The 25,886-nt window shown below is 46.7% G+C and carries 22 protein-coding genes and 2 tRNA genes; 5 read left to right on the forward strand and 19 right to left on the reverse strand.

The features are described from left to right. Positions 1-113: 113 nt before the first annotated feature. From clpX to BUA17_RS25675, 4 genes are all read right to left on the reverse strand, one after another. Positions 114-1,367 (reverse strand): ATP-dependent protease ATP-binding subunit ClpX, encoded by a 1,254-nt coding sequence (gene clpX, locus BUA17_RS25660; RefSeq protein ID WP_063566713.1) that lies wholly within the window; start codon positions 1,365-1,367, stop codon positions 114-116. Positions 1,368-1,379: 12 nt separating this feature from the next. After that, a complete protein-coding gene (gene clpP, locus BUA17_RS25665; protein WP_024633993.1) occupies positions 1,380-1,970 on the reverse strand; it encodes an ATP-dependent Clp endopeptidase proteolytic subunit ClpP in 591 nt (196 codons plus the stop codon). Positions 1,971-2,347: 377 nt separating this feature from the next. Beyond that, on the reverse strand, positions 2,348-3,688 hold the full coding sequence (gene tig, locus BUA17_RS25670) for a trigger factor (protein ID WP_063566712.1): 1,341 nt from the start codon (positions 3,686-3,688) through the stop codon (positions 2,348-2,350). A gap of 135 nt (positions 3,689-3,823) precedes the next feature. Next, positions 3,824-4,666 carry a hypothetical protein gene (locus tag BUA17_RS25675; RefSeq protein WP_063566739.1) on the reverse strand — a complete coding sequence of 281 codons (843 nt, stop codon included), beginning with the start codon at positions 4,664-4,666 and terminating at the stop codon, positions 3,824-3,826. 325 nt (positions 4,667-4,991) lie between these two features. Here BUA17_RS25675 and BUA17_RS25680 point away from each other — a divergent pair. Next, positions 4,992-5,065, forward strand: a tRNA-Arg gene (locus BUA17_RS25680). A 293-nt stretch (positions 5,066-5,358) separates the two neighbouring features. Then, complete coding sequence (locus BUA17_RS25685) at positions 5,359-6,591, forward strand: CynX/NimT family MFS transporter (protein ID WP_072735422.1); 1,233 nt, start codon at positions 5,359-5,361, stop codon at positions 6,589-6,591. 239 nt (positions 6,592-6,830) lie between these two features. On the opposite strand, the gene BUA17_RS25690 is transcribed toward BUA17_RS25685, so the two are convergent. The 3 genes from BUA17_RS25690 to BUA17_RS25700 form a co-directional block, all read right to left on the reverse strand. Further along, entirely contained in the window at positions 6,831-10,820 is a 3,990-nt protein-coding gene (locus BUA17_RS25690; protein ID WP_072735423.1) for a S8 family serine peptidase, read from the reverse strand. A gap of 383 nt (positions 10,821-11,203) precedes the next feature. Continuing rightward, positions 11,204-11,998 (reverse strand): class I SAM-dependent methyltransferase, encoded by a 795-nt coding sequence (locus BUA17_RS25695; protein ID WP_244552226.1) that lies wholly within the window; start codon positions 11,996-11,998, stop codon positions 11,204-11,206. A gap of 292 nt (positions 11,999-12,290) precedes the next feature. Further along, positions 12,291-12,364, reverse strand: a tRNA-Arg gene (locus tag BUA17_RS25700). Between the two features lie 282 nt (positions 12,365-12,646). Here BUA17_RS25700 and BUA17_RS25705 point away from each other — a divergent pair. Then, entirely contained in the window at positions 12,647-12,940 is a 294-nt protein-coding gene (locus tag BUA17_RS25705) for a magnetosome magnetite crystal formation protein family (RefSeq protein ID WP_063566709.1), read from the forward strand. 83 nt (positions 12,941-13,023) lie between these two features. Here the strand turns inward: BUA17_RS25705 and BUA17_RS31920 are convergent, their stop codons facing one another. From BUA17_RS31920 to BUA17_RS25715, 3 genes are all read right to left on the reverse strand, one after another. Continuing rightward, entirely contained in the window at positions 13,024-13,152 is a 129-nt protein-coding gene (locus tag BUA17_RS31920) for a hypothetical protein (RefSeq protein ID WP_256336669.1), read from the reverse strand. 91 nt (positions 13,153-13,243) lie between these two features. Then, entirely contained in the window at positions 13,244-13,600 is a 357-nt protein-coding gene (locus tag BUA17_RS25710; protein ID WP_063566708.1) for a hypothetical protein, read from the reverse strand. A 25-nt stretch (positions 13,601-13,625) separates the two neighbouring features. Next, on the reverse strand, positions 13,626-13,925 hold the full coding sequence (locus BUA17_RS25715; protein ID WP_063566707.1) for a hypothetical protein: 300 nt from the start codon (positions 13,923-13,925) through the stop codon (positions 13,626-13,628). A gap of 194 nt (positions 13,926-14,119) precedes the next feature. Here BUA17_RS25715 and asnB point away from each other — a divergent pair, with 194 nt between their 5' ends. Beyond that, entirely contained in the window at positions 14,120-15,964 is a 1,845-nt protein-coding gene (asnB, locus tag BUA17_RS25720; protein ID WP_063566706.1) for an asparagine synthase (glutamine-hydrolyzing), read from the forward strand. Between the two features lie 80 nt (positions 15,965-16,044). Here the strand turns inward: asnB and BUA17_RS25725 are convergent, their stop codons facing one another. The 8 genes from BUA17_RS25725 to BUA17_RS25760 all read right to left on the reverse strand — a co-directional run bounded on the left by BUA17_RS25725 (position 16,045) and on the right by BUA17_RS25760 (position 24,293). Then, complete coding sequence (locus tag BUA17_RS25725; RefSeq protein ID WP_072735424.1) at positions 16,045-16,908, reverse strand: STM4011 family radical SAM protein; 864 nt, start codon at positions 16,906-16,908, stop codon at positions 16,045-16,047. Next, entirely contained in the window at positions 16,905-18,302 is a 1,398-nt protein-coding gene (locus BUA17_RS25730; RefSeq protein ID WP_072735425.1) for an STM4012 family radical SAM protein, read from the reverse strand. Before BUA17_RS25730 ends, BUA17_RS25725 begins: the two co-directional genes overlap by 4 nt. A gap of 53 nt (positions 18,303-18,355) precedes the next feature. Further along, positions 18,356-19,141 carry an STM4013/SEN3800 family hydrolase gene (locus tag BUA17_RS25735; protein WP_072735426.1) on the reverse strand — a complete coding sequence of 262 codons (786 nt, stop codon included), beginning with the start codon at positions 19,139-19,141 and terminating at the stop codon, positions 18,356-18,358. Continuing rightward, positions 19,134-20,486 (reverse strand): STM4014 family protein, encoded by a 1,353-nt coding sequence (locus BUA17_RS25740; RefSeq protein ID WP_244552227.1) that lies wholly within the window; start codon positions 20,484-20,486, stop codon positions 19,134-19,136. The genes BUA17_RS25735 and BUA17_RS25740 overlap by 8 nt, the downstream gene beginning before the upstream one ends. 12 nt (positions 20,487-20,498) lie before the next feature. Next, positions 20,499-21,341, reverse strand: coding sequence for an STM4015 family protein (locus BUA17_RS25745; RefSeq protein ID WP_063566702.1), 843 nt, complete (start codon positions 21,339-21,341; stop codon positions 20,499-20,501). Positions 21,342-21,708: 367 nt separating this feature from the next. After that, positions 21,709-22,332 carry an XTP/dITP diphosphatase gene (locus BUA17_RS25750; RefSeq protein ID WP_063566701.1) on the reverse strand — a complete coding sequence of 208 codons (624 nt, stop codon included), beginning with the start codon at positions 22,330-22,332 and terminating at the stop codon, positions 21,709-21,711. 1 nt (position 22,333) lies between these two features. Beyond that, positions 22,334-23,092: a ribonuclease PH gene (gene rph / locus BUA17_RS25755; RefSeq protein WP_053783129.1), complete on the reverse strand. Its 759-nt coding sequence runs from the start codon at positions 23,090-23,092 to the stop codon at positions 22,334-22,336. Positions 23,093-23,237: 145 nt separating this feature from the next. After that, positions 23,238-24,293, reverse strand: coding sequence for a GerMN domain-containing protein (locus BUA17_RS25760; RefSeq protein ID WP_063566699.1), 1,056 nt, complete (start codon positions 24,291-24,293; stop codon positions 23,238-23,240). A 214-nt stretch (positions 24,294-24,507) separates the two neighbouring features. Between BUA17_RS25760 and BUA17_RS25765 the strand changes: the two genes are divergently transcribed. Continuing rightward, positions 24,508-25,074 carry a phosphatidylglycerophosphatase A family protein gene (locus tag BUA17_RS25765; protein WP_063566698.1) on the forward strand — a complete coding sequence of 189 codons (567 nt, stop codon included), beginning with the start codon at positions 24,508-24,510 and terminating at the stop codon, positions 25,072-25,074. 131 nt (positions 25,075-25,205) lie between these two features. Here BUA17_RS25765 and BUA17_RS25770 read toward each other — a convergent pair whose 3' ends face one another. Next, positions 25,206-25,859, reverse strand: a complete 654-nt coding sequence (locus BUA17_RS25770) for a ferric reductase-like transmembrane domain-containing protein (protein WP_063566697.1) — start codon at positions 25,857-25,859, stop codon at positions 25,206-25,208. Between the last annotated feature and the right edge of the window lie 27 nt (positions 25,860-25,886).

The following is a 25,886-nucleotide window of genomic DNA, read 5'->3' on the forward strand; positions in this document are numbered from 1 at the left end:
TCTCCCCACAACGTCAAAGCTCCACCCTGACAGAGACATGAATTCGCCTTCTGCCAGGAGTGGAGAACTGACAAGTCTATATTTCAGTGTTGAAACGGAATATTCGCCTTTAGTTAGGCACTTTCTTCCTGCTTGTCGTCCTTGGATTGGCTCAGTTCAGGCACGACTCTCTTCTCAACGACCTCTTCGGTAATGACACAGTTCGTAACATCATCACGGGAAGGCACTTCGTACATAATCTCAAGCATAATGCCCTCGATGATTGCACGTAGTCCACGTGCACCCGTGTTACGTTTAATGGCTTCCTTCGCAATCGCCAGCAATGCTCCTGGTTCGAACACCAGATTCACATTATCCAGCTCAAGCAGTTTTTGGTACTGTTTCGTAAGCGCATTTTTTGGCTCGGAAAGAATCCGTACCAATGTGTCTTCGTCCAGCGGCTCCAAAGTGGAGATAACTGGCAAACGGCCTACAAATTCCGGAATCAGACCGAATTTCAGCAAGTCTTCCGGCAATACCATACCCAGATATTCACCTGGTTTAAGATCTTTTTGTTCCGCAACGGTATTAAAGCCGATGACTTTTTTACCGATCCGGCGTTTAATCATTTGCTCGAGACCATCAAAGGCACCGCCACAAATGAACAAGATGTTGGTGGTATCAATCTGGATGAATTCCTGATGTGGATGCTTACGACCACCTTGTGGTGGTACAGAAGCTACAGTTCCTTCCAGGATTTTCAAGAGCGCTTGTTGAACACCTTCACCCGATACATCACGAGTAATGGATGGGTTCTCGGATTTACGCGCTACTTTATCAATTTCATCGATATAAATAATGCCGCGCTCTGCTTTTTCCACATCATAATCAGCAGCTTGAATCAGCTTGAGCAGAATGTTCTCTACATCTTCGCCGACATAACCTGCTTCCGTCAATGAAGTTGCATCAGCAATAGCAAAAGGAACATTAAGGATTTTGGCCATCGTTTGCGCAAGCAACGTTTTACCAGAACCCGTAGGTCCTAACAGCAAAATATTACTTTTTTGCAATTCAACATCCTCAATCTTACTTTGTGTGTTGATCCGTTTATAGTGATTGTAAACCGCTACAGACAAAGATTTCTTCGCCTGATCCTGACCAATGACGTACTGGTCAAGAATGTCGCGGATTTCTTTCGGTTTTGGAATATCTTTGAGGTCCAGTTCTTCGTCATGACCGAGCTCTTCCTCTACGATTTCAGTGCACAGTTCGATACATTCATCACAAATGTAAACGCCCGGTCCAGCGACCAGCTTGCGCACCTGTTCCTGAGATTTACCGCAAAAAGAGCATTTCAACTGCCCTTTCTCATCGTTAAATTTAAACATGAAACCACCCCTTTAGGAATTGATCGGTCTGCTGAGCACCTGGTCAATAATGCCGTACGTTTTGGCTTCTTCAGCACTCATGAAAAAGTCACGGTCTGTGTCCCGCTCGATTTTCTCAAGGGGTTGACCTGTACGATCGACGTATATTTGATTCAGTTTCTGACGTGTTTTAATAATCCATTCTGCGTGAATTTTGATATCCGCAGCCTGTCCTTGAACGCCGCCAAGCGGCTGATGAATCATCACTTCGCTGTTAGTCAGCGCATATCGTTTACCAGGAGCTCCGGCTGTCAGCAATAACGAGCCCATGCTTGCTGCCATACCTACGCAAATGGTCGATACATCCGGCTTGATATATTGCATCGTATCGTATATACCCATCCCTGCGGTGACAGAACCACCAGGTGAATTAATGTACAAACTTATATCCTTCTCAGGATCGTCGGCTGCCAAAAACAAAAGCTGCGCTATGACAAGATTGGCTACATCGTCATCAATCGCACTGGTTAAAAAGATAATGCGATCCTTCAGCAAACGCGAATATATATCGTAAGACCGCTCGCCTCGATTGGTTTGTTCAACAACCATTGGCACCAGACTCATGAGACCAACCTCTTTTCTACATGTAATTAGACATAGGCTACCTGTAAAGCAAACCCAAATTCATTCTAACACGTTCCTGTGACAATGTCATTTTTCACAAGTGGTGTAAAGACGGAGTAAGTTTACTTTTTTGCCTGATCATATTTAACCATGTTTTCTATGTATGTGCAAATCGGAGCAATCCTATGCCGTTTCACCTTTTTTTTATTTGCAGGAGAACCATAGGACGTTGATTGTGCATAACCAATGCCACAACGAATTCCATCCATATTATTACTGAATCCTCTATAAAATGGATGCCATAATTTAAAAATAAGGCACGCAATGATTCACGTGCCTTATCGTTTATTCAGCTGTTCATTACGTAACAGCTTGTCTTATTTTTCGTCAGCTTCTGCAGCAACTTCTTCAGCTGGAGCTTCAACAGCTTCAACGACTTTGCTGTTCTCAACGAGAACATCGATCGTTTTACGCAGTTTCACTTCGTCACGAAGGCTGTCCAGGGAACCATTACCCTCGAGAATGCCACGAATCTCTTCAGCAGGACGCTTGTAAGACTCAGCCATTTTTTCGAGTTCTTGGTTAACTTCTTCGTCAGACACTTCGATGTTTTCCGCTTTACCAACGGCTTCAAGAACCAAGTTGTTGCGAACACGTTTGGAAGCATCTTCCTGCATTTGTCCTCTCAGGTCAGCTTGTGTTTGACCAGAGAAGCTCAGGAACATTTCCAGGTTCATACCTTGGTTGCGCAGACGGTTGTCGAAATCACGCATCATGTTTTGTACTTCGCTCTCAACCATCGCAGCAGGAATATCCACTTCAGCATTTTCAGCCACTTTTTCTACAACAGCATTTTCTTGAGCTGCTTTGGCTTCATCTGCTTTGCGGGATTCCAATTGCGTTTTCAGATCAGCTTTGTACTCTTCAAGCGTATCGAATTCGCTAACATCTTTTGCAAACTCGTCATCCAGTTCAGGAAGTTGTTTACGTTTGATTTCATGTACTTTCACTTTAAATACCGCTTTTTTGCCAGCCAGTTCAGCTGCATGGTAGCTCTCAGGGAAAGTTACTTCAACGTCTTTGAAGTCGCCTGTGGAAAGACCCACAACCTGCTCTTCAAATCCTGGGATGAATGTGTTGGAACCAAGTTCCAGGGAATACCCCTCAGCTTGTCCACCTTCGAACGGTACACCATCAACGGAACCGTCAAAGTCGATTACAGCAACGTCGCCGTTTTGTGCGGAACCTTCGTCGATAACAACGAGTTCTGCGTGACGTTGTTGAAGACGCTCGAGCTCTTCAGTCACTTCTACATCCGTTACTTCATGTTTGGCTACAGCAACTTCAACGCCTTTGTAGTCACCCAGTGTAACTTCAGGTTTAACTGTTACTTTCGCTTTGAACTTGAATACTTGTCCTTTAGCGAATTGCTCGACATCTACGTCAGGACGATCAACCGGGAAGATATCCGTTTGGTCGATTGCTTCTGTGTAAGCTTCAGGAAGCAAAATATCAATTGCTTCTTGATACAGGCTTTCTACACCGAAACGAGCTTCAAAGATCGAACGTGGAACTTTACCTTTACGGAATCCAGGTACATTTGCTTGTTTAACTACTTTATTAAAAGCTTTGTCGAGTGCTGCAGTTACACGATCTGCACCCACTTCAACCTCAAGAACCCCAAGGTTCTTCTCTATCTTTTCCCAAGTTGCTTTCATTGTATACTTTCCCCTCCAAAATTCGCATGTTCACGTAGGCAATCACGTACAAAATAACCATTTTAGTATAAACAAGATTAGATTCTTTTTCAAGGGGAATCCCTTGATACGGTTTGAGGAAAACGTTTCCGGGTCCTATTGACCATCCAAACCGGCAGAAACAAACTGCTTCATTGATCGATATGCTTGCTCCAGACGAAAGCGCATCGCCCCTGTCACAGCATACATTGAGCGAGTATCTTCCTCGTCATGCGAACCGCCCAGACTGTCTGCAACGGTCATATGTAGAGCAGCTCCCCATATATCTGTCATGGAATCATTTTCTTCCAGCATGGACATGTAATCACGGGTTCCGTACACAGCCATGACATATTGAATCCACAGTTCTTGTGCAAAATAAAAGAGCGTAGGTTCATGAACCTCCGTCTGATCTGCCACTCTTTCAAGAATCTGAACGATCTGAATCGGGAAATCCTCAGGTCTAAGCGGAACGGTATCAATCTCCACTTCAACTGGTTCTTCCCCACGAGTAAACGCAATAATGCCTTGAACACCTCGGCGACGTAATGTCTGAAGCACGCGGAACTGAAGTAAAGGATGCAGCGTCTTGTCTTTGAGCCAACCGATAAGCGAATCATCAATTTCTGGCCGATCGAGATAAGCAAGCTGCTCCAGCGCCAGCATTGTTTGTTCAGATAAAGGCTCCTCCATTACGGTACGAAGAAGTTTATCCGCATAGCCATCATCCTGCTCAAGCTTGGATCGGGCATGTTGGCGTGCCATGTCCTCTTCACTAATTTCCTCTTCCTCACGCTCTTCACGAACCTCGGGTAAATCTTCCCCGTAATGAGGAAACGCAGCTTCAAGCCATTCGAGCAAGGCTCGCCATTCGTCGTAATGCCGTTCTTCCTGCCCTTGGCATTGCAGCAAAAAGCGAAGCAGGTCCATCGCTTCACCATATCGTTCATTTTCTAGCATAACCGTCAATTGAATCTGGTAATAGTCCAGCGTCTTAGGAAACAGCACAATATTGTTACTGTGCTCGGTTTCCGGGGTCGTGGATTCCTTAATAGGAGCACCTCCTCTGTATCCTGAATCTCCAGTCGCAATCAACCATAAATAGATGTATATTAAACGAAAGTCGATCTATTTTTTGAGTTCTTCTGATATTCTAACATAACCTTAATTATAATGAAAAAAACGTTACTGCCGCCAAATATCATATACGAAAAATATATTATAATAAAATGTTTGATATTCATCATTATTTATGATAAAATCAATTTTGCTTGAAAAATTTCATGTCTCAGTAGCTCAGCTGGATAGAGCAACGCCCTTCTAAGGCGTCGGTCGGGGGTTCGAATCCCTCCTGGGACGTAATTAAAGAAAAGTTTCCTTCGGGAAGCTTTTTTTTGCGTTCTGGGGATGAGAACCCCAATGGTTCGTCGGAGCATAAGCTTCGGTAGGATTACTTCGCAGTCTCGACTGCAAGGAGAGTATCCCTCCTGGGACGTAATAAAGAAAAGTTTCCTTCGGGAAGCTTTTTTTTGCGTTCTGGGGATGATTGAATACGTTAATCGGCTGATGTTGACACGGGATGTTATGCTTGTTTATGTATATGTATGTATCAAAGTATACATATTAGACAAATAAACTATAGGAGATTTACCATGCCATCCTCTTTACATCAAAACTCACCTGACCATTCTGCAGTCGATAATTCATCGTCAGCATCCATGAAACTTGGACTCTTGCTGGCAGGCATTATCGTTATCGCTGCAACAATGCGTTCACCTATTACGGCAACAGGTCCGATTGTGGAACTGATTCGTACAGATACAGGAATAAGTCATACATTGGCAGGCTTGCTTACCTCTCTTCCTTTGCTTGCCTTCGCAGCAATCTCTCCGTTCGCTCCACAATTGGCGCGAAGATTCGGACTAGAAACCGCTCTGTTAACTGCCATAATTCTTGTGACCATAGGCGTATCCCTCCGGTTTATGCCCTCTGTTCCCGTTCTTTTTACAGGAACAGCAATCCTTGGATGTGGTATTGCCCTGAGCAACGTATTGCTGCCCAGTCTGATCAAAAGGGATTTCCCATTGCGAGTGGGTCTCGTTACCGGTCTCTATTCCGTGTCCATGAATATATGGGGCGCTATCGCCTCAGGAATCAGCGTTCCCACGGCAGGCTTAACCTCCATGGGTTGGCATGCTTCACTGGGCATGTGGGCTATACTGTCCATTCTAGCCCTGATTCTCTGGCTGCCTCACGTCCGTTCTGGACGTCGCGGCGAAGTTTACGTGGCTTCGAGAACGGAAGCGAAGCCCGTTCGTCTTATTACATCTCCCTTAGCCTGGTATGTCACATTGTTCATGGGACTGCAATCTTTAATTTTTTACACTACAATTACCTGGCTGCCAGAGGTTCTATCTGATCAGGGTTTCAGTTCCTCTTCAGCCGGCTGGATGTTGTCTTTGATGCAAATGGTTAGTGTTCCGGTAACGTTCATCGTCCCCATTCTGGCTGGACGAATGAAAGATCAACGTTGGCTGACAGCAATTACAGGTTCATGTCTGATTCTGGGATACGCATTCCTTTTAAGTGGTATTTCCTCTCTCGTAACCGTCGGTGTTGCTTTGGCTGGCGTTGGAGCCGGGGCTTCGTTCGGACTTGTAACCATGTTTTTTGTACTGCGTACATCCGATGCAAGACAGGCTGCGGGACTTTCGGGTATGGCTCAATCCTTTGGGTATATGCTGGCAGCCGTCGGACCGTTGCTGTTCGGTGTGCTTCATGATTGGACACAAGGATGGACTCTTCCATTGCTGGTACAGGTTCTCCTTGCCATTGTATTACTGATCGCAGGTATAAATGCCAGCAAGAACCGAGTGATCGGTTAGATTAATTAAACTCCCCTCATGAGTGACAGGCTAACAAAACCTGTCCCCATGAGGGGAGCATTTTATTATTAACAGACTTTCATGCGAACTATATTCAATTTACAACTAACAGGACAACGAGTAGTTATCCATTCACGCAGCAGAGAAAAAACAAAATAAAACGGCCTCCATCCCGCGAGATCAGGATGAAGACCGCTTATGCGAAAAACAAATGCTTCAATAAATAAGTGCTGAAGTGTTTATTTCACTTTTACCGTGATCTTGTCAGTACTGGTTACACCAGCTGCGTTGATTAACTCAGCCCGGTACGTATACGTGCCCGAAGTGCGTCCAGTCAGCGAAGTAACAGCGCTTTGCGCATTAGGCGTAACCGCATTGAGTGCTTGGGTGTCGATCAACTTATCATTTTCGTAGAGGCGGTACTCAGTGGCATTGGTTCCCCACCATAAGTTCATAGTAACTTTATAATTGCCGTCGCCGTCCCAGTTATCTTGAGAGAGAACTGCTTTGCCTGGCGATGCGTTAGTAACCTTAACTGTCAGTGTCTGACTCCGCGTGGTTCCTTTGTCGTTCGTCAGCTCGGCTACGTACGTATACGTGCCATTGGCTTTGCCTGTGATCTTCGTTTGGGCAAACTGTGCCAGAGGCGCATTGTAGGTCAACTTCTGCGTATCGATCAAAACCCCGTCCTCATAAAGCTTGTAGCTGGTGGCGTTTTCGCCCCACCACAGGTTCATGGTAACGACGTATGAGCCTTCGCTCAGACCATTACCAACCCAATTATTATGAGACAACACAGGTGTTCCAGGCGCTTTGACAGCTGGAGTTTCCGGCTCAGTCTCCTTGGATTTCAGACTCAGTGCCGTAGTGGCTTTACCAGAAAGCCCTTGTTGGTCTTTTACCGTAAGTTCAACGGCATATTCACCCGCTTGGATGCCTTCTAAAGGAAGAGTGAAGCTACCATCAGGTTTTACTTCAAATACACCCTCCTTGTAAGTCGAACCATCCTCTTTTTTCAGAACGTATGTTGCTTTCAAGGCAGCAGCCGGGTCAAACTCAATGCTCCAGTTCTCTTTAAGTGCAGGAGCGACACGGAAGTATAAATCATCCACGCTGCCGTTAATGACAGCAGATTCATCTTGCTTGAATTCCAGATTTTCTGGTGCTGTTACAACCGGAGCTGCTTTTTTCACCAAAAATGGAGAAGTATCTTCGATATACGTTTTTCCATCAACACCGATTGCAGTGATATCAACCGTGTAAAGACCATCTGGAATAGTCGTTACCTCGTCGGTAGTGTAGTCTGCATACTGTCCATCCCAAGCCAGAGTATATCTTGTGTTGGCAGCGAAACTATAGTAGTTTCCAAAAATAGATCCAATATATCCATCTCCATAATAGCCCCCATCCGGGTTAAGGCCATCGAAGATCTCAATAAGGGCAAAATTCATGGGATTGTAGAATTCCATAGCTACATTGAGTGTATCCAGCGTACCATCAGGCTTCAATGGATAATGGAACGGGTTCTTCTCTGTACCTTTCACAGTCTCAATGTATTTAACGCCTGCCAATGTAAGGTTGAAATGTGCGACATATGGAACACTAAATGTGTCCGTTCCATTAGACAACTGAAGGTAGCCTTGCGCTTCTGTTACCGCAGTAACACCTTTTGGAACTGTAATAGTAACCTGTAACTCTTCCTCACCATTCAGTGTAAAAGAGCTCTTATCCACCGCAACGGATACACCAGGAATTGTACGAGTTGGATTCACGCTTACAGTGTAGTTTCCACCGCTGCCATTCAGCGACTCCACTTTGATCGTTTTGCTGACGGTTTTTTCGTCCGTGCTGAGGAAGTTACCAAAATTCACACTACCTGTAACATTTGGTTTCTCGACAGCCACGCCATTCTCTGTGTATTTCGTTACATCCAATACTTTAACAAATGCAGCAGGATCAATCGTTTTCACCGCTTGAATACGACCTGCACCTTGATCAAACACATCGTATTTGGTCGTGTCGAGCACTTTACCATTGTTCATGAGTGCAACTTTAATATCAAATGGTGTCCAGTCACTGTGCTTCTCAATCAACAGGGCAACCAGTCCGGCAACATGAGGTGTGGCCATACTTGTACCTGATTTACGATCGTAAGCCTGTGAATAATCAGCTCCAGGTTCGTCCTTGCCATAGGCAGGAACAGTAGACAGAATGCTGGTACCCGGTGCAACTATATCCGGTTTGATATCCAGAGTCACCTTGGCTGGTCCGCGGGAGCTGGATGGATTCATTTCATCGCCAGCCGTTTGACCTTTAACGAAGTCACTAAAGCTCACTTCAACGCTTTGACCGGCATCCAGCTCAGCCTTGATACTTTCTCCATCTTCCTTCGACATGCTCAAGGTTGGAATAAGTTCAAAATTATCTCCCAAACTCACCCCGATCGGGCCTGGAATATTGTTATATACGATAATAGCAACTGCACCAGCAGCTTTGGCATTGGCTACTTTCTCTACAAATGCCAGCTCACCGCGCTGTACAAAAGCCACTTTGCCTGTAAAATCCTTGCCTTCAAAGTCGGTCGGTTTACCCAACCCTGCGAATAAAAGATCATATTGATTCGTCAAAACAGATTCCGGATCTGCTGAGAGGCTCCAGCCCATTACATCAAGTCGGTACACCGACTCAGTAACAGCCAATGGATTTTGCTCCGTTTCAGTTGGAGCAATCGCAGGCTCTTCTTTCACAGGTGCAACCTCTGGAGAGGTTTCGACTGGTGCCGAAGGCGAGGCTGGCTGAACACCCTCTTCGGATTGGCTCGCTTCCACATCTAGAGCTGTAACATCAGCAGACGCTGTTCCAGATAATGCCGCTTCGTTTGTTGATGAAGCTTCTTCGCCTGTTGCACCTTCCGGTGTTGTTGATGGTTCACCTTGAGCCGGAACTTCAGGAGTTTCCGTTCCCGGTGCTGTTCCCAGTTCAGGAGATGGCTCAACTTCAGGGACAGGCTGTTCTTCTGGAAGCGTACCTTTACCTTCCTCACCAATCCAGAAATGAGTGTTGGCTGTAATGCTTTGGCTAGGCCCTGTGGAGTTACCTACAGTGATTGCCATAGCCGATGCTCCTGGAGAACCTAATGTATAACGATTCGGGCCATCATTACCACTTGCCACAACTGCAGTCACGCCAGACAGCATGGCATTGTTAAGAGCAACCGAAGTAATGTAACTTGGATCATTGGCAGCGTTACCCAACGAGAGATTGATTACGTCCATACCATCGGCAACGGAACGATCAATTCCCCCTAATACCCATGAGGTTTGTCCACTACCATAGGGTCCAAGAACACGATAGGCATAGATATCAGCTTCGGGTGCAACGCCGACAATGCCGTAGTCCCCTGCTTCTCGAGCAGCAATGGTACCGGCTACGTGAGTACCGTGGGATGTGTAATAGGCGCTTCCATTGGCATTAAACTCAGGTGCCCCAGACACTTTCCATTCTTCATGTGTTGTTTCGTAAGGATCATTGTCATTTCCTACGAAATCCCATCCACCTTTGTAGGCGTCTTGCAAATTAGGATGCTCATAATCGATTCCTGTATCAATAACACCAACTTTGACACCTTTTCCTTTGTATCCCAGATTCCATACTTCAGGGGCGCCAATAAATGGTGCGGTATCTTTCATATAAGGATTCACTTCATCTGTTTCCGGGGATATGGTAATTTCAAGGTCAGGGTATACACTGACAACGCCCGGTATGCGAAGCAACTGTCCCAATTGGTTACCCTTAAGTTCAATGGCTACACCATTCAGGGCATATGCGTAGTTTTCCAATACTTCGTGTTTGATTTTATTCTGAGTGAGGCTATGTACAAATGACTGTTGTTGTTGCTCGACTTGAGTCACAGCCTTTGTTTCCATAGAGGAGGTAAAAGATTTTCCTGAGAGGGTAGATTCGCCTTGCGCAACAGCAACTGGTTTATTGGAGAGCTCAACAATTACTCTTGTTTTCTCTCCCCCAAGACCTTCTAGGCTCTTGTCCAAAAATGGATCTGCTGCAATCTTTCCTTCCCGCTGGGCAAGAATCTCTCTCCATTGTGTGGCTTCGCCCTTGCTTAGCGAGTTCTCAAGCTGAACACCTACAGGAGCGGCTCCGGCCGCTGGCATGATGATAGAAAAAGTCATTAGGATACTTAACAATATGGATATCAATCGTTTATTCAAGGCTATGCCCCTCCTTCTCAATATGAAAGTACCTCACCAATCGCTTGGGTCCTGCTATGACAAGTACTGCAATACCTGTGAACAACTCACCGCCCTATCTGCAAGAAGATTGACCCTTGGTAAATTATTCTACTAAAATAACACATTTTCCTTCTAAATAATTACAAATATGATATCAAAATTACTTATATGGTTCTTGAGTAAGAGAAAAGCGTGAAATTGTATTTATTTGTCGATCGAATATTTCAAATTTTAAATAAGGCATAGGAAAAAAGGCCAAGATCCTCTTCATTCTGAAAGAGATTCCTAGCCTAATTGTGATCGATGGATTTCATGAAAAATATTCTATTAATTCATTTAACAAAGATACATCTTTTGTTTATTTAACTTCCCGGCTTCACTGCTTCAATTCGAAGACGCTTATAATCGGCATAGATTGCGTCTTCTTTCCAGAGCTTCGGCACAACGATTTGGTTCGTTTCACGACAGATTTCCTGAATTTGTTCCTGACTCAAACCATCAAAATAGTCCCCTCCAAAATGAGCCAACCAGCCCTCTATACCCTGTTCACCATCCGCCAGTCTAGTAGGACGGTCATAGTGGTAGGCCTGTCGCACCAAAAACCCGCATTGTTCCAAAATGTTGCTATATTGCCCGATCGTCGGGAAATACCAAGGGTTGCGCTCTGATCCAGGAATACCAGTGTGTCGTTCAAACACTTCCTCTAATGCATCTACAATGATCTGTACATTGCCTTTGCCACCGAACTCCGCTACAAAACGTCCCCCAGGCTTCAAAGACTTCCATATACTATCCACTACAAGTCGCGGACTTCGCATCCAATGTAGAGCTGCATTGGAAAAGACGGCATCATAGAGCTTGTTCGTCTCAAACTGATGTCCGTCCCCCTCCATGAACTCGATATTGGGAAACTTCTCTCTTGCACGACGAATCATGTCGGGTGATGCATCCATGCCGACTACATCAGCCTGCGCTGCAGTAATTTCGTACGTCAAATCCCCTGTCCCGCATCCCAAATCAAGGATATACTCCCCTTTTTGAGGTTGAAGCCATGAGATTAAACTTTTACCATAACCCGATACAAAAGCCAGTTTGTTGTCATACTCATCCGCTTGCCATTGATTAATCGATTGCATGGATACCACCATCGCTTTCATGATTGATATCTTCATTGTGTCACAAGATGGTTTATTAATTAAATATATAAATTCTATACATTTGATAGTTTACACCTATAAACAATTACCAACCTCCTAACCTCGGGGTTCTCATCCCCTGTACGCAAAAAAAGCTTCCCGAAGGAAGCTTTTTTCTAACGTCCCAGGAGGGATACTCTCCTTACAGTCGAGACTGCGAAGTAGTGCTCCCGAAGCGGATGCTCCGACGAACCATTGGGGTTCTCATCCCCAGAACGCAAAAAAAGCTTCCCAAAGGAAGCTTTTCTAAATACGTCCCAGGAGGGATTCGAACCCCCGACCGACGGCTTAGAAGGCCGTTGCTCTATCCTGCTGAGCTACTGAGACAAATATGTATAATAAAAATACCGCGCGATTCCTATTATACTCTCATTTCTATATTTTTCAATAGTTTTATAAAAAAATTAATAATTGCATCATTCCACATGACTTGAACGTATTATTTTCATACTCAACACAGATACAGAATATGAATGCTTTAAGCAGGCAATATTGAGGATATTAAGCTCAGTTGCATTTAAAATGGGCAGACATATTCAGGATGAGACTTGCTGGGTAATCATTTGCATACATACATTCAACTGAACCAAATAAAGGAGAGAAACCGCTATGAGACAACTTTTATCAGCATTATCCTATTTTAGTATCTTCTTCGCCCCGTTCCTGTTTCCCATCATTATTTGGATTGTAGCTAAAGACAACTATATTGAGGGACATGCTAAACGAGCCTTACTCTCACATATATTCCCGTTTCTTGCGGCAATCCCGCTACTTTATTTCTTCGTTACCGCCCACAGTCTAGGTTCAGCTGTCGGATTCGTAATTCTGTTCTTTGTCATTTATGCATTAAGTTTTGTGTACAATATCGTCAAAGGTATTCAAGTACTGCGTGAATATGCCTAACCTAACCACAAGCTCCACAACGAAGTTAAAATAAACATTCAAAAACCCGCCTTTCGAAAGAAGGGCGGGTTTCTGCATTCCGGTTACTTGTTTCCCTGACGCCACGGATTTCTCTGGGCAGGACGCTTGCTGTTAATGGCGAGCACTTCCTCGGCAAACTCGGTGTGATGCGCATAAAGGTTCCCTTTGTTTTTCTTGAACTTGGAAGCCACTGCTATCACCTCCCCGGAACTTGCATATAGTATGGCTCCGGGTAATTCCGCTTATCCTTTGCAGCTATCGGCATTTGTTGGAACGCCCACCTTAACCTTGCCCCACCAAATAACGCTGAAGCGTCGGTCCCAGTAATCCAAAAGCAAGTAACTCACTCTGAAACCGGGCTTTATCTTCTCCTGCTGTAATGCCTTCACTGTTCTCAAACGCCGTTTCCGTGGCATCTTCAAACGCGTTGTGCATATTGTTATTGTACCAATCCAGGACTGCATCCGAATGATTGCGTACAATTCGAACGACTTCAAGCGAATTCCCTGGCTGGGTAGCCGCAACGTATACAAGCAAAGACGGATCACCCGTATTTCCAGGCTGTACCTCAACTTCTGCACAAGACAATCCATCCACTTCGGTTAATCTGCGTATTTTGGCATCCTGAATGGCATACATTTGTTATCGCGCTCCTTTGTCCATTTCATGTACTTTGTTCGATCTGGTATCGGGTCTCTGGTGTTCCCAAACGGTAAATCTCCCGATACACCTGCTGTAACACAGCTTCATATGCGCGGTTTACAGACTCCTCCGGCGTATCCGGCCAAGGGAATACCATTCCTGGAAAGGCCTCTTCCTCTTTTTCCTGCATCAGATTAAGCAGTCCCAGTAATTGTTCCGCCTCCTGAGGCGTCGCCTGGATCACCCATTCATACGACGTTACGTGCGGGTCCGGAATAACGGAGCGCCCCATGACAGATACATAATAGGTCATACTGTCCATTTGCAAGTTCTCTCCTTCACAGGCATGTTGAGGCCGTTGTCCCTAGATATAGTTTCCGAAGAGGACAGACATTTTATGCCTGCTTTCGGCATATATTTGTTACGACTTCTGACGAAAAAGACAACATTTGCTGGCTGTTAGCAACTAAGCAGCCATACGGATGAATGACTCGACTAAGAAAGGATGAACAAACCATGTGCGGTATAACCGGCTTCATACAGTGGAATCGGGATTTGACCCAGGAATCAGAGCTGCTGGTCCGGATGACGGACAGCTTGTCGAACCGGGGGCCCGACGCTTCAGGTACATGGATCTCCAATCCTTGTGCGTTCGGACATCGGCGTCTCAGCGTTATGGACCCGGAGAACGGGGCACAGCCCATGCATGCGTTACAGGGAGACACCTCCTATACCGTCGTGTATAACGGAGAACTATACAATGCACCCGAGTTGAAAAAGGAATTGCTCCAGCGCGGACACCATTTCCGCACACAATGTGATACGGAAGTGCTGCTCGCCTCTTATATTGAGTGGGGTCCGGCCTGCGTTGACCGGTTTAACGGAATTTTTGCTTTTGCCATATGGGATGGCGGACGTGAACAGGTTTTTATCGCCCGTGATCGGTTGGGTGTCAAACCCCTGTTCTACAGTCATGCAAAGGATGCACTCGTATTTGGCTCAGAACCGAAATCACTGCTCATCCACCCGGATGTAGAAGCTGCAGTAGGCCCTGAAGGTTTGGCAGAAGTATTTATTGTCGGTCCTGCCCGGACACCTGGACACGGCGTATACTCCTCCCTTAACGAGCTCAAACCTGCGCATGCGCTTATCTACAACCGAAACGGTATTAAAACCTATGCTTACTGGAAGCTGGAAAGTCAGAATCACGAACATAATTTGGAAGAGACAGCTGCCGAAGTACGCAGACTGTTGCAGGATACATTAGAACGCCAATTGGCTTCGGACGTTCCGGTCTGCTCTCTTTTGTCGGGGGGACTGGATTCAAGCGCTCTATCTGCGTTAGCGGTAGATTATTATAACCGTACAGGTCAAGGCCAGGTCAGCACGTATTCTGTTGACTATGTGGATAATGCAAAGCATTTTCAGGCCCATTCCTTCCAGCCTGGTGCAGATGGACCCTGGATTAAGCGTATGGTGGATGAACTGAAGACAGATCATCACTGGATTGAGATTGAAAATGGCGAGTTGGTTCACGCACTGACCCAGGCGATGCTTGTGCGTGATTTGCCGGGTATGGCGGATGTAGATTCCTCTCTCTATCTGTTCTGTAAAGAAATCAAAAAAGGAGCCACCGTTGCCATTTCGGGCGAAGCAGCGGATGAAGTATTTGGCGGTTATCCTTGGTTCCACCGGGAAGAGATGCTCAACTCCGGTACATTCCCATGGTCTGTTGCGCCTGATATGCGAGCAGGATTGTTATCCCCGGACATTCGGGAATGGATCAGGCCACTCGACTATCTCGCGGACCGCTACTCGGATGCTGTGGCTGAAGTACCTTTACTCGATGGGGAGACCGGTAAAGCAGCTCAAATGCGAGTAATGTCCTATCTGAACATCACCCGCTTCATGCCTACACTACTGGATCGGAAAGATCGGATGAGTATGGGAGCGGGCCTTGAGGTTCGGGTACCTTACTGTGATCACCGTTTGATTCAATATGTATTTAACGTGCCTTGGGACATGAAAATGACAGGCGGACGGGAAAAAGGCATTCTGCGTAAAGCGCTGGAAGGTGTACTGCCTGACGATGTGTTGTACCGGAAAAAGAGTCCTTATCCGAAAACACATAATCCGCAGTATCTTGCTGCCGTTAAACAGCAGGTGCTTGATATTCTGGATGACGCAAGCTCACCGATCTTGCCTTTAATCGACAAAGCTCAAATTCGTAAATTGGCCTCTTCACCGGATGCTTCATCGAACCTGCCCTGGTTTGGACAGTTAATGTCGGGTCCACAGCTATTTGCATATCTGACACAGATCAACTCGTGGTTGCGTACGTACAAAGTGGCCATTCGATAAAAAAAGCTATCTTTTCATTCTTAAAAGGGGTGCCGATGAGCAGCATAATAGCTGTTCATCAAGCACCCCTTTACCGATATCTATGGATTGATCAGTACCGGATTACGTTCAAGCAATCCACTTCCAAAGATATCTCTGAACGGAGAATCCTCCATATGAATATAACCGATGTAACAGCCACACTTCTTCATGCCACACGGCCGATCTGCGGCCAAAGCCTGCAAACCATCGCGGTAGAGATGCCCAATAATTCGACGATCCTTGTAACACCTTTTTACATGCCCTGACCCTTGCACATAAAATACCTCCGAACCAGCGGAACAGCGCTTGCCCAGACTATCATAATCCCGCAGGTTCCCATCAAACAGCGGATCAACGGATCGTAAAAAGTCGACCTCTTCCACGCTGTAATAATTGGGTCGATCTTTAAATGCATTGATCCACATATACACGTCATCGGGTAACGCCTGCCTCATCGATTCAATAGCAGGAAATGCGCTGCGCAATCCAACCGTCCCCACACTGAAAGCAAGTCCCATCTCACGTAAAGTCAAACATTGTTTGACGAAGGAAGACTCCTTCGTTTCACGCGGGTGATAGGTTGCCCAGAATGCCGCTTTATCCCGGTTCATTTCGCGGGCCCAGTCCAGTTTGACAGACAGATTGGTTTGGACTGCAATTTTATCCACATGTGGCATATGCGATAGTTCAATCATCGCTTCCCGATACCAACGCCTTACCAGAGCTTCTCCATACGGGTTAAAGAAAATCGAAAATTGATGTCCAGCACTCTCCTGATCCCTAACCCAATTCACAAATTGACGCAGTTGTTGTTCATCCACTTCCAACGTCTCCTTGGAATCTACCGTTTTGCTAAACGGGCAGTATGGACAGTCGTAATTACAGGACGACAGCTTCCCCCGATAATACAAGGTTGCTCTCATGAGAACACAAACCCTTCCATTTGTTCACGAACCTCAGCGGAGATGAGCCAATCTCCAATAGCATCCGAGTAGCCCAATCCCTCTTCTGTCAGACGCAGCACCTGGTTACCCTTATCGTCCTGCTCAAGCTCAGCCATGCCCTCAGACAACAGTTCACTCAACCATCCGTAGTCTGACAGGACTTCCGTTCCGAATCGTTGATCATAATCAGATAGCGCCAAACCTTCCCGATGCAGCAGAGCTTTCAGAATAAAGCGGCGCTTCTGCTCCTCTAGGCTGAGTACTATGCCGTAATCGGCCACATCATAACGCTCAGTTGCCACATAATCGGCGATGATGCTCTGTGTGGCCTTATAACTAACACCATACTTGGAAGCATAGTGTACTTCACTAGTATAAGAGCGTGCACCGCAACCGAGACCTACCATGCCTTCCTCCTGACAGCTGTAGGGTAGAAGCTCTTTGCTTCCAGAAGATGATTGTTCTTTGGCAAATCTGCGCATGGAATACTGGAGATAGCCTCTGCTTTTTAAAGTCTCACGCGCAGCCTTATACAGCTCCATTCGAATATCCGGTCCCTGACGCTGAATATCATCGGGTTTCACAATGGTATTCTCGCGAGTGTACAGTGGGTAAATGAAAATTTCACCCGGTTCATATGAAAGGACACGTTCCAGCGAATACAACCATGATTCCACCGTTTGTCCTGGCAGACCATAGATTAGGTCCAGATTCAACAGAGGGAATTCATACCGTGTAAGCTTCTCAAGCGCGCGCTCCACTTCCTGGGGTTTTTGCGGACGGTAAATGGCTGAGGCTTCGGCTTCAATAAAACTTTGGATGCCCATACTTACCCGGTCCACACTTCGCTCCTTCATAATCGCCAATTTGGCTTCCGTCACGGTATCCGGTGATGTTTCTACCGAGATCGAAGCTTGCGTTGGATCGAGCCCCATCACCTGTTCCGCAATATCGAACAAGCGGTTCAATTGAATTTCATTTAATAATGTGGGCGTCCCACCACCGATGGCAAACCTCGAATAGGGTCTCCGTGATGTGAGTGGTGCCCACTGTTTGGCTTGCCGTTCCAGCGCATCCACATAACGCACATGGGTGTCATCACGACGATCCGGCAACGTGAACAGGTTGCAGAATCCGCAACGAGCGGCACAAAACGGAATGTGCATATATAAAAAATACGTATCGGTATTCTCACGTTCCCACAATGGACCGAGCGGTAAAGGTGGGTTCAACTCCCGATATGCGGTCTTGTGGGGATACGAATATAAATAAGAGCGATAGGGGGAAGCAAGCACTTCTCTGAGACCTGTAGCTGTATTGGATCCGGACTGTGCGGAATGACCTGCTGTCGTATGTTGAGATTGATCGTCCATCGGTTTCCTCCCTGTATCCGGTTTGTAGTTGTTGATGATATGAATCATTAGTTCTATAAAATAAATTCACGGTAAGGCACATTCCAGACAACATCATGCGCAAGCCTGTGCCCCTGATAACCGTCCTCCCCATACGCCGTTCCATGATCGGAAAAAGCTAAACAAAACGTAGGCCGTGAACGCTGCCTCATTGCATCAAACAATGGCCCAAGGGCCTCGTCCACATACCGAAGCGCTGCACGCTGTGTTTCTACCGAGTCCTCTCTTGCACCCTCCACAAAATAGCGATTGGGACCATGGATAGCAGACACATTCAGGAACAAAAACAACCTCTCATCCGGTGCGCTTTGCTCCAGCAGCTTCAAGGCATGCTGAACCTGATGCTCAGTTGATTTAGGATTGGTTACCCCAAAATTCATCCGCCAATAGCTTTGCTGAAAATAACCCGGCAGCACTTTGGCAAGTGGATTTTTCTTGGTGAAGAAAATGACCCCGCCAATACAAATCGTACGGTATCCTTCAGCCGCTAACCCGGATACGATATCCGGTGTGTCAAACAGCCACGTATGCGGATGCGTCTTTAATCCGGTATTTCGGGAATGAAAAAGTCGTACGTGGGAGGCTTTGTCCGTATTGGCAGGTGTAGGCATGAAGCCACCAAAAAAAGCATGATGTGCCGCATAGGTAAAACTTCCCGGAGTATGGCGCTTCTCCCAAGGACCCGTACCGCACAGGTTGGGGCAATTCTGTTCCTCCAGCTTAGCCACGTCATACCTTAACGTGTCCAGCGTAACCATTAATAGATCATGGGAGCCTACGATGGTGTTCATATCAGTCATGGTTGTAAGGCTCCTTTCGCAAAAGTTCCATTTGCCATTCATAGGTTCCAAGTCCGTTATGCTGCACTCTGTACAACAAATCTCCGAACGGATTCACATCCAGAATATAGGCACGCGGCTCAGTACCTCCACTGAGCATCACATCAATCCCGGCAGACCATGAGTTGGGGAAGGCAGCCATTGCTGCTTTCGCTGCTGTCTGAACTCTATCCATCCGCTGTTCATCCAGCCCTGCTTCTGCAGGCAGCAACCGCTCATTACGCAAATGCAAATTGGTGATTGGTGTCTGACTTAGCCGTACGATGGCATGACCTGCTTGTCCACCTGCCACAAGCTGGCGAATATCAAATACGCTTGAACCCAGGGATGCTTTTGCCATCCAACGTTCAATCTGGGCACCCTCAGAACACAGCCAATCCATCAGCGCAGAAATCTCTGAAGTATGTGTGTACCTGCGCAACCGGCCTTCATTATAAAAAATGACCTTTCCCTGAACCCGTTCCATTCCCACAGTGGTTATAGCGATTTCGGCACCCGTTCGCGGATTAATTTGATAGGCAACAACGCCTGAAGCCCCGGAGCCACATGCAAGTTTCACGAAAACGCGATTCATACCGGCTGTTGTAATCGCTGTACGCAGGTCCGCATAATTGCGGATCGGTTCCGAAGATTGGAGCGTTGGGGGAACGTGAACGCCATGGACAGATAGATGCTGCTGGCATTTCCTTTTATCAAACATAATCGCAATGTCATGAGGATCATTCATGAACCGGGCATTAGGCCAATATTCCAGAGCTTCATGGCGAATTCGTTCCAAACAGGCCTTCCAGCCACGAAACCATTGGTTGGGCGCGTAGATCCGTCCCCACTCCTGTTCAAGAGTGAGTGTCTGTTCTGCCGGAATCATTCCCGCAGAAAGGCCATCGATTAACGGAGATACATCATTCACAGCTCCAAGAAAGAGCAGCTCACGCTCTACTTCCCATTCCTCACCAGGGGCATCCAGTCGAATAAGAGGTACACTATTCACTCCATGAACTAAATCATGATTCGCATATAATATCGATGCTGGTGAAGATATCCACGGCTCTCCCTTAACGTGTGTAGTCCCTCGCCCTTCCAGACATTGCTGTACGGCATCCGCCATGGTTCCGCCCCGTCTCCAAGTCTTTAGCAACCGGGCATAAGGCAGCACAAGTGCAGGTTGTAAGCCAATACGCTGTCTTGCCTCCTGTAATCCAAGGGTTCGGCGATTATTCGGGTTTCCAATTAACAATAACGGCTGCTCCAGCGTCATATCCGAATCCTTAACTGGGCTTTGCAAATTTTCTTCCATTTCTGTCATGCCTGACATCATTTATTCCGTTAACGACGGGTAACGCCAGTCATCTTCATCACTCTGTTGTTGCTCGCTAACATCTACGTGTATACCTGAACGTTTCCAGCGAATGAGCATGTCGTCTGTCATGTAGTGGTAACTAAGATTGAGATGTTTCAGTTTTTTGATCTTATCACTAGCGAGCAGCGCCTCTGCCCCTTCATCAGACAACGTGCCCTCTGACAGATCCAGGATTTCAAGTTGATCCAGAATGGGTGCCTCAGCCGCAGCTTTCGCAATCTCATCCTGAATTTCACTGTCTTTCAGACCCAGGTATACGAGCTTTGGAAATAAGCCCTGTTCCAAAAGTGGAAGTACATCTTGAAGTGAACCGTCGAATCCATAATCATCCACGCCCAGATACAGCTCAAGCTTACGCAATTCAGGCAACTTAGCCCGGGCAATTGAAGCTAACACGCTTTTGGGAAGACCACCGCAAATAATGATTAATTCTTCAAGTTTGGCATGTTCGATGGGTTCCAGACTTAGTCCGCTGCTGCCCTTCACTGAGAATGACTTCAATTCAGGAAAAGCAGCCAATAGTGGTGTGAGATCCGTCTGAATAATCCATGATACTTCGCATTCTTCAAAGCCCATATCTCCGATGAACAGTTTCTTCAAAGAAGGAAAGCTGGGAGCCAGCTCGATGAGCGTGCCCATAAATTCATCCGGCGAATTTTCATAAGCCTGCCCCCAGTCTCCAATAATCAGACTCTCCAGCGAACCAGCCTCCGGTTTGGCAGCCAGTTCCCTAATCAACGTTTCCATACGAATACCGTTCTCATAATCATCATAAGACACCGTAAGCTTCACTTCTTGCATAAGCAAATCCCCTCCGTTTGAGTTCATTGATGATTCGTTAACTTGAATGTTAACCCATACTGTACAAGACTTGCAACTTCTTCCAACCCCGGTCCTAATGCGCTGCTCAAACGTGAAATATCCGTATTTTTTATATAGGTACAAGAACGTACGTTCCGATATTTTCACTAAAAAAAGCGGGATTTATTTTGGGTCCCACGTATTGGCTTTAAACGAATCTGCTCCACTCATAAAAATAAAAAAACGTTAATGGTCGGTGAAGCATTCCACAGGAATGACTCTTACCTTCCACTAACGCTTTGATATTTAAGCAAGGCCATAATTCACCTTATACATTCATATTCATATGAGCTGATTCGTTTGAATCTCAGCCTTTCAGGCTGGATACGAGCGCTCTCAGGGCATGGCCCCGGTGACTGATCGCCTGCTTTTGCTCCAGCGTAAGCTCGGCCATCGTCATCTCATATTCAGGCACATAGAAGAGTGGGTCATATCCAAAACCGCCACCACCGGCTGCCTCAGCTGTGATCCAGCCTTCCACCATGCCTTCTGATTCATACTTGTCTCCGGTTGCCGGATCATACAGCACCAATGCACAGACGAATCTTGCTGGACTCAAAAGCGGTTGCTCCGTATCCTCACCGGATTTGAGCGATTCCAGCGCTTCAAGCAGTTTGGCATTGTTCTTCTCATCGGTTGCACCCTCGCCTGCATACCTCGCAGAATACACTCCCGGGTCACCGTCCAGCAGATCCACGCACAATCCCGAATCGTCAGCTAGGACAGGCAAACCAAGAGCATCGCCCACCGTTTTGGCTTTCTTCCAGGCATTATCTGCAAAGGTTACGCCATCCTCAACAACATCCGGCAGCTCCGGATAGTCGAACATGCTTTTGACCTCTTTGCCCAGTGGAGCGAATGCATGAGCGAATTCACGTACTTTCCCTGCATTACGGGTTGCGACAATGATAATTGGGCTATCCAGACTCATGTTAGGCTTCTCCTAATCCACGAGCACCGATCTTGAGTGCAATGGGTCCGAGAACTTCTTTTTGACGCTCAATCATCTCCAGAATGCCCTGCTCACCCAGCTCCAGCATCGCGTTCAGCTCACGACGGTCAAATGGTGCTTCTTCACCTGTTCCCTGAAGCTCCACATATTTCCCGCCGCCTGTCATCACGAGGTTCATATCTACCTTGGCTTTGGAATCTTCATCATAGTTCAGATCCAGCACAGGCTGTTCTCCAACTACACCCACACTTACCGCTGCAATGAAATCCGTAATCGGGAATACTTGCAATTTATGCTGTTGGGCAATTTTGTTCACCGCGAGTGCCAGAGCTACAAACGAACCAGTAATGGACGTTGTGCGTGTACCTCCGTCTGCTTGAATTACATCACAGTCCAGTGTAATCGTACGTTCACCAAGCGCCTGCAAGTTAACGACCGAGCGCAGTGCCCGGCCAATTAGACGCTGAATTTCCATGGTGCGTCCAGTCAATTTGCCGCGGTTCGCTTCACGTTGATTACGGGTATGTGTTGCACGTGGCAGCATGGAGTATTCAGCTGTTACCCAGCCTTTACCCTGCCCTTTCATAAAGGGAGGAACACGTTCCTCCACCGTAGCTGTACAAATAACCTTGGTATCTCCCACTTCAATCAGTACAGAACCTTCGGCGTATTTATTCGTGTTAATTGTTAAATTCATCGGGCGCAGCTGGTCGCTGGTTCGTCCGTTAGATCTCATCATTTCTGCCTCCTACGACTTAAGCATCCTGTAATGTCGAGCTTGTTCACACTTTTACTAATCCCTTCTATATTACCAAAGAGTTCACTTAAAAGCATCCTGTCCCCCAAAGAGTTCTACCAACAGTAGGCTAAAACGCCTTTGTGACTTAAATTGGAATTTCATTGATATATTCAGGCTTCGATACTGGGGCACTGTAATCCCGATTATCATCACTCATGACTGTCTTTTGCCCATTCCATTCGATCTGGACTTTAGCTTCCTTGCCAGCTGTATTCTCGGCCGTAGTCAATACAACGGATTGCAGCAGTTCACTTGGCACGACATCTCCCTCAGTGAACATATCATCTTTGAGTGCAACCGTTACGGTTCCATCCTCAGACGTTTTGACCGATTGCAGCTGCGTTCCGCCCGTCATAACCTCTTCCAGCTCGCCGCCTTTGGCTGGCCCCTTGATCAGTTCATTCAACGCCGCCTGCACCCGGTCTCCACCTGGTGTCACTAGACGTGTAACCGGGACGTAATATTGAATGCCTGCTGGCGAAGCGGCTGAGAAATAAACCGTTACCGGACTGCTGTTGGTCGTGAATGTATCACCCAAATCAAGATTAATGCCTACCGCCCGATTCAGCGGTTCCGGCAGCGGTGTGCTGTTTACTGGCATTTGCGTTAACTTTTTGCCGTCTACCCAAATCTGTACATTCTGCACATCTGGTGTGCCGGTGAGAGTCCAGGTGACAGCCTCCAGCATTTTGCGCTCGTTCTTGGCATCATACTTGGCAAAATTGCCGGAGAACTCCACGACTGCCAGTTTATCATCCGAATGAATCGTTACGTTCTGAACAACGGTACCCTGCGGGAGAACGCCCTGAAATCCTTCAGGCAACATCCCAGCATATGGACCACCCGTCACAAGTGTATCCAGAGCGGTCTTGGGACTGCTGACGTCCGTGCCCGACGGAAGTGTCATGGATACTGGAGCCAATAAACCTTGCTGGTCCTGCAGATACACGGTTGTAAGTGGCAGCTTGGCAAGTGATCCGTTGCCTTCGGCCGCCTGAATCATGGCCGCTTCCTGAATCGGCGGCGGTGGATCAATAGCCTCGGAGGACTGTGCCCCAAACATACCACATCCGGATAACACCACAGGAATACTCAACAGTGCAGCTGCAGAAGCTGTACGCAAATAACGGATCTTACTCATGATCACGTTCCCCCTCATCATTTTTACAGTTTGTACTACCATGTATACGAGCCTTTGCCCAAAAAATAACTACTTTTTAAACAAGCTCATCATGCATAAAACTGAAAACAGGCTTTCCATCCCCATCGAGGGATAGCAAAGAAACCCAAAACGGTTAATAACGTATTAGGATACAAGTGTAGGGACAATGCTAACTTCAGAGGAGGAATCGCCCATGGAACATCCGGAGCAAGAAAAAATCCCTTACAGCCTGAATAGCCGTAAAGTGGCAGAGGCAACGAGGGAATGGCTGCACAAGCGGGGCGTTACGATCCCTGAGATCGCAGAACTGGTCATGATGCTGCAAAATAAGTATTACCCAGGTCTAACGATGGAAGAATGTATCGACAATGTGGAGAAAGTATTACGCAAACGTGAGGTGCAGAACGCAGTCCTGACAGGTATTCAACTGGACTTGCTGGCAGAGCAAGGCTTACTCATTTCTCCTTTGCAGGAGATGATTGAGAATGATGAAGGGTTATATGGCGTGGATGAGATTCTCGCATTCTCCATCGTCAACGTATACGGAAGTATCGGATTTACGAACTACGGTTATGTAGACAAGCTAAAACCCGGTGTGCTTGAACGTTTAAACGACAAGAGTCTCGGGCCTGTGCATACGTTTCTGGATGATATCGTGGGGGCCATTGCCTCAGCGGCCAGCAGCCGGATTGCGCATCGCAAACAATCGGAGCTTGAAGAAGCTTTGGGAGAAAAACCTGTCAGCGATGATATCGTATAATTTGCATGTGTAATAGGAGTTGGAAATGAACGAACCAAGTAAATTCAACAATCAGACTTCTTCTGATCATGACAAAAAGGCGGCCACGAAGGCCGCTTCTTTTGTGTTGATTCACTTATTTTTGTAATACGCTATTTCAGATGCTCCTGTCTTCCCGCTCCCGCCAAACGATACACCTCAGCCCATTTCTGTTCCGCTGCTGGCTTAGGCTGTACACGACTGGGTCCAATTGTAATTTCCGGGCCTTTGCGTTCTCTCAGCATGCCACGAAGTACCGTAATACCAAGAATGCTCAAGCCAGTAAACACATACATCAGACGCAAAATCACATTGCCTGAATCAGAGCCGGTAACCATGCCATGGAACAATAAACCGATGAATACGGGATAAGACAACATATGGAACATAAACCACCATTTGCGGCCGAGCTTGTTACGCAGATCACTGGATAGCAGAACGATCACCAAACCATAGAAGGATAACGTGCCCAGTCCGCTGCCGATCGGATGTACTGAAGCCGTAAACGGAATGAGCAGTTCACTCCAGGTGAATGGACTATAGTGATCAATATATAGGGTTAACGCATGCACGAGCCCAAGTCCAAAGGCGAGCCAGGTCGTTCGGGTATGCCATTTAAACATGGCCGCTTTAGGTTTGCCTTTAGCCATGGGCATGCCTTGAGCAATTCCCAGAAATACCCCCGCAAAGAGCAGCAAATAAGCGGCGATCCCACTAATTCGAATGATATTCCACGTCGGCAGGTAATCTACAATCCATTGCGCCATAACCGGCTCCCCCATATCTGATAGACT

It is taken from the genome of Paenibacillus sp. ov031 (genome assembly GCF_900143165.1).
In the GTDB taxonomy this organism is placed as follows: domain Bacteria; phylum Bacillota; class Bacilli; order Paenibacillales; family Paenibacillaceae; genus Paenibacillus; species Paenibacillus marchantiae.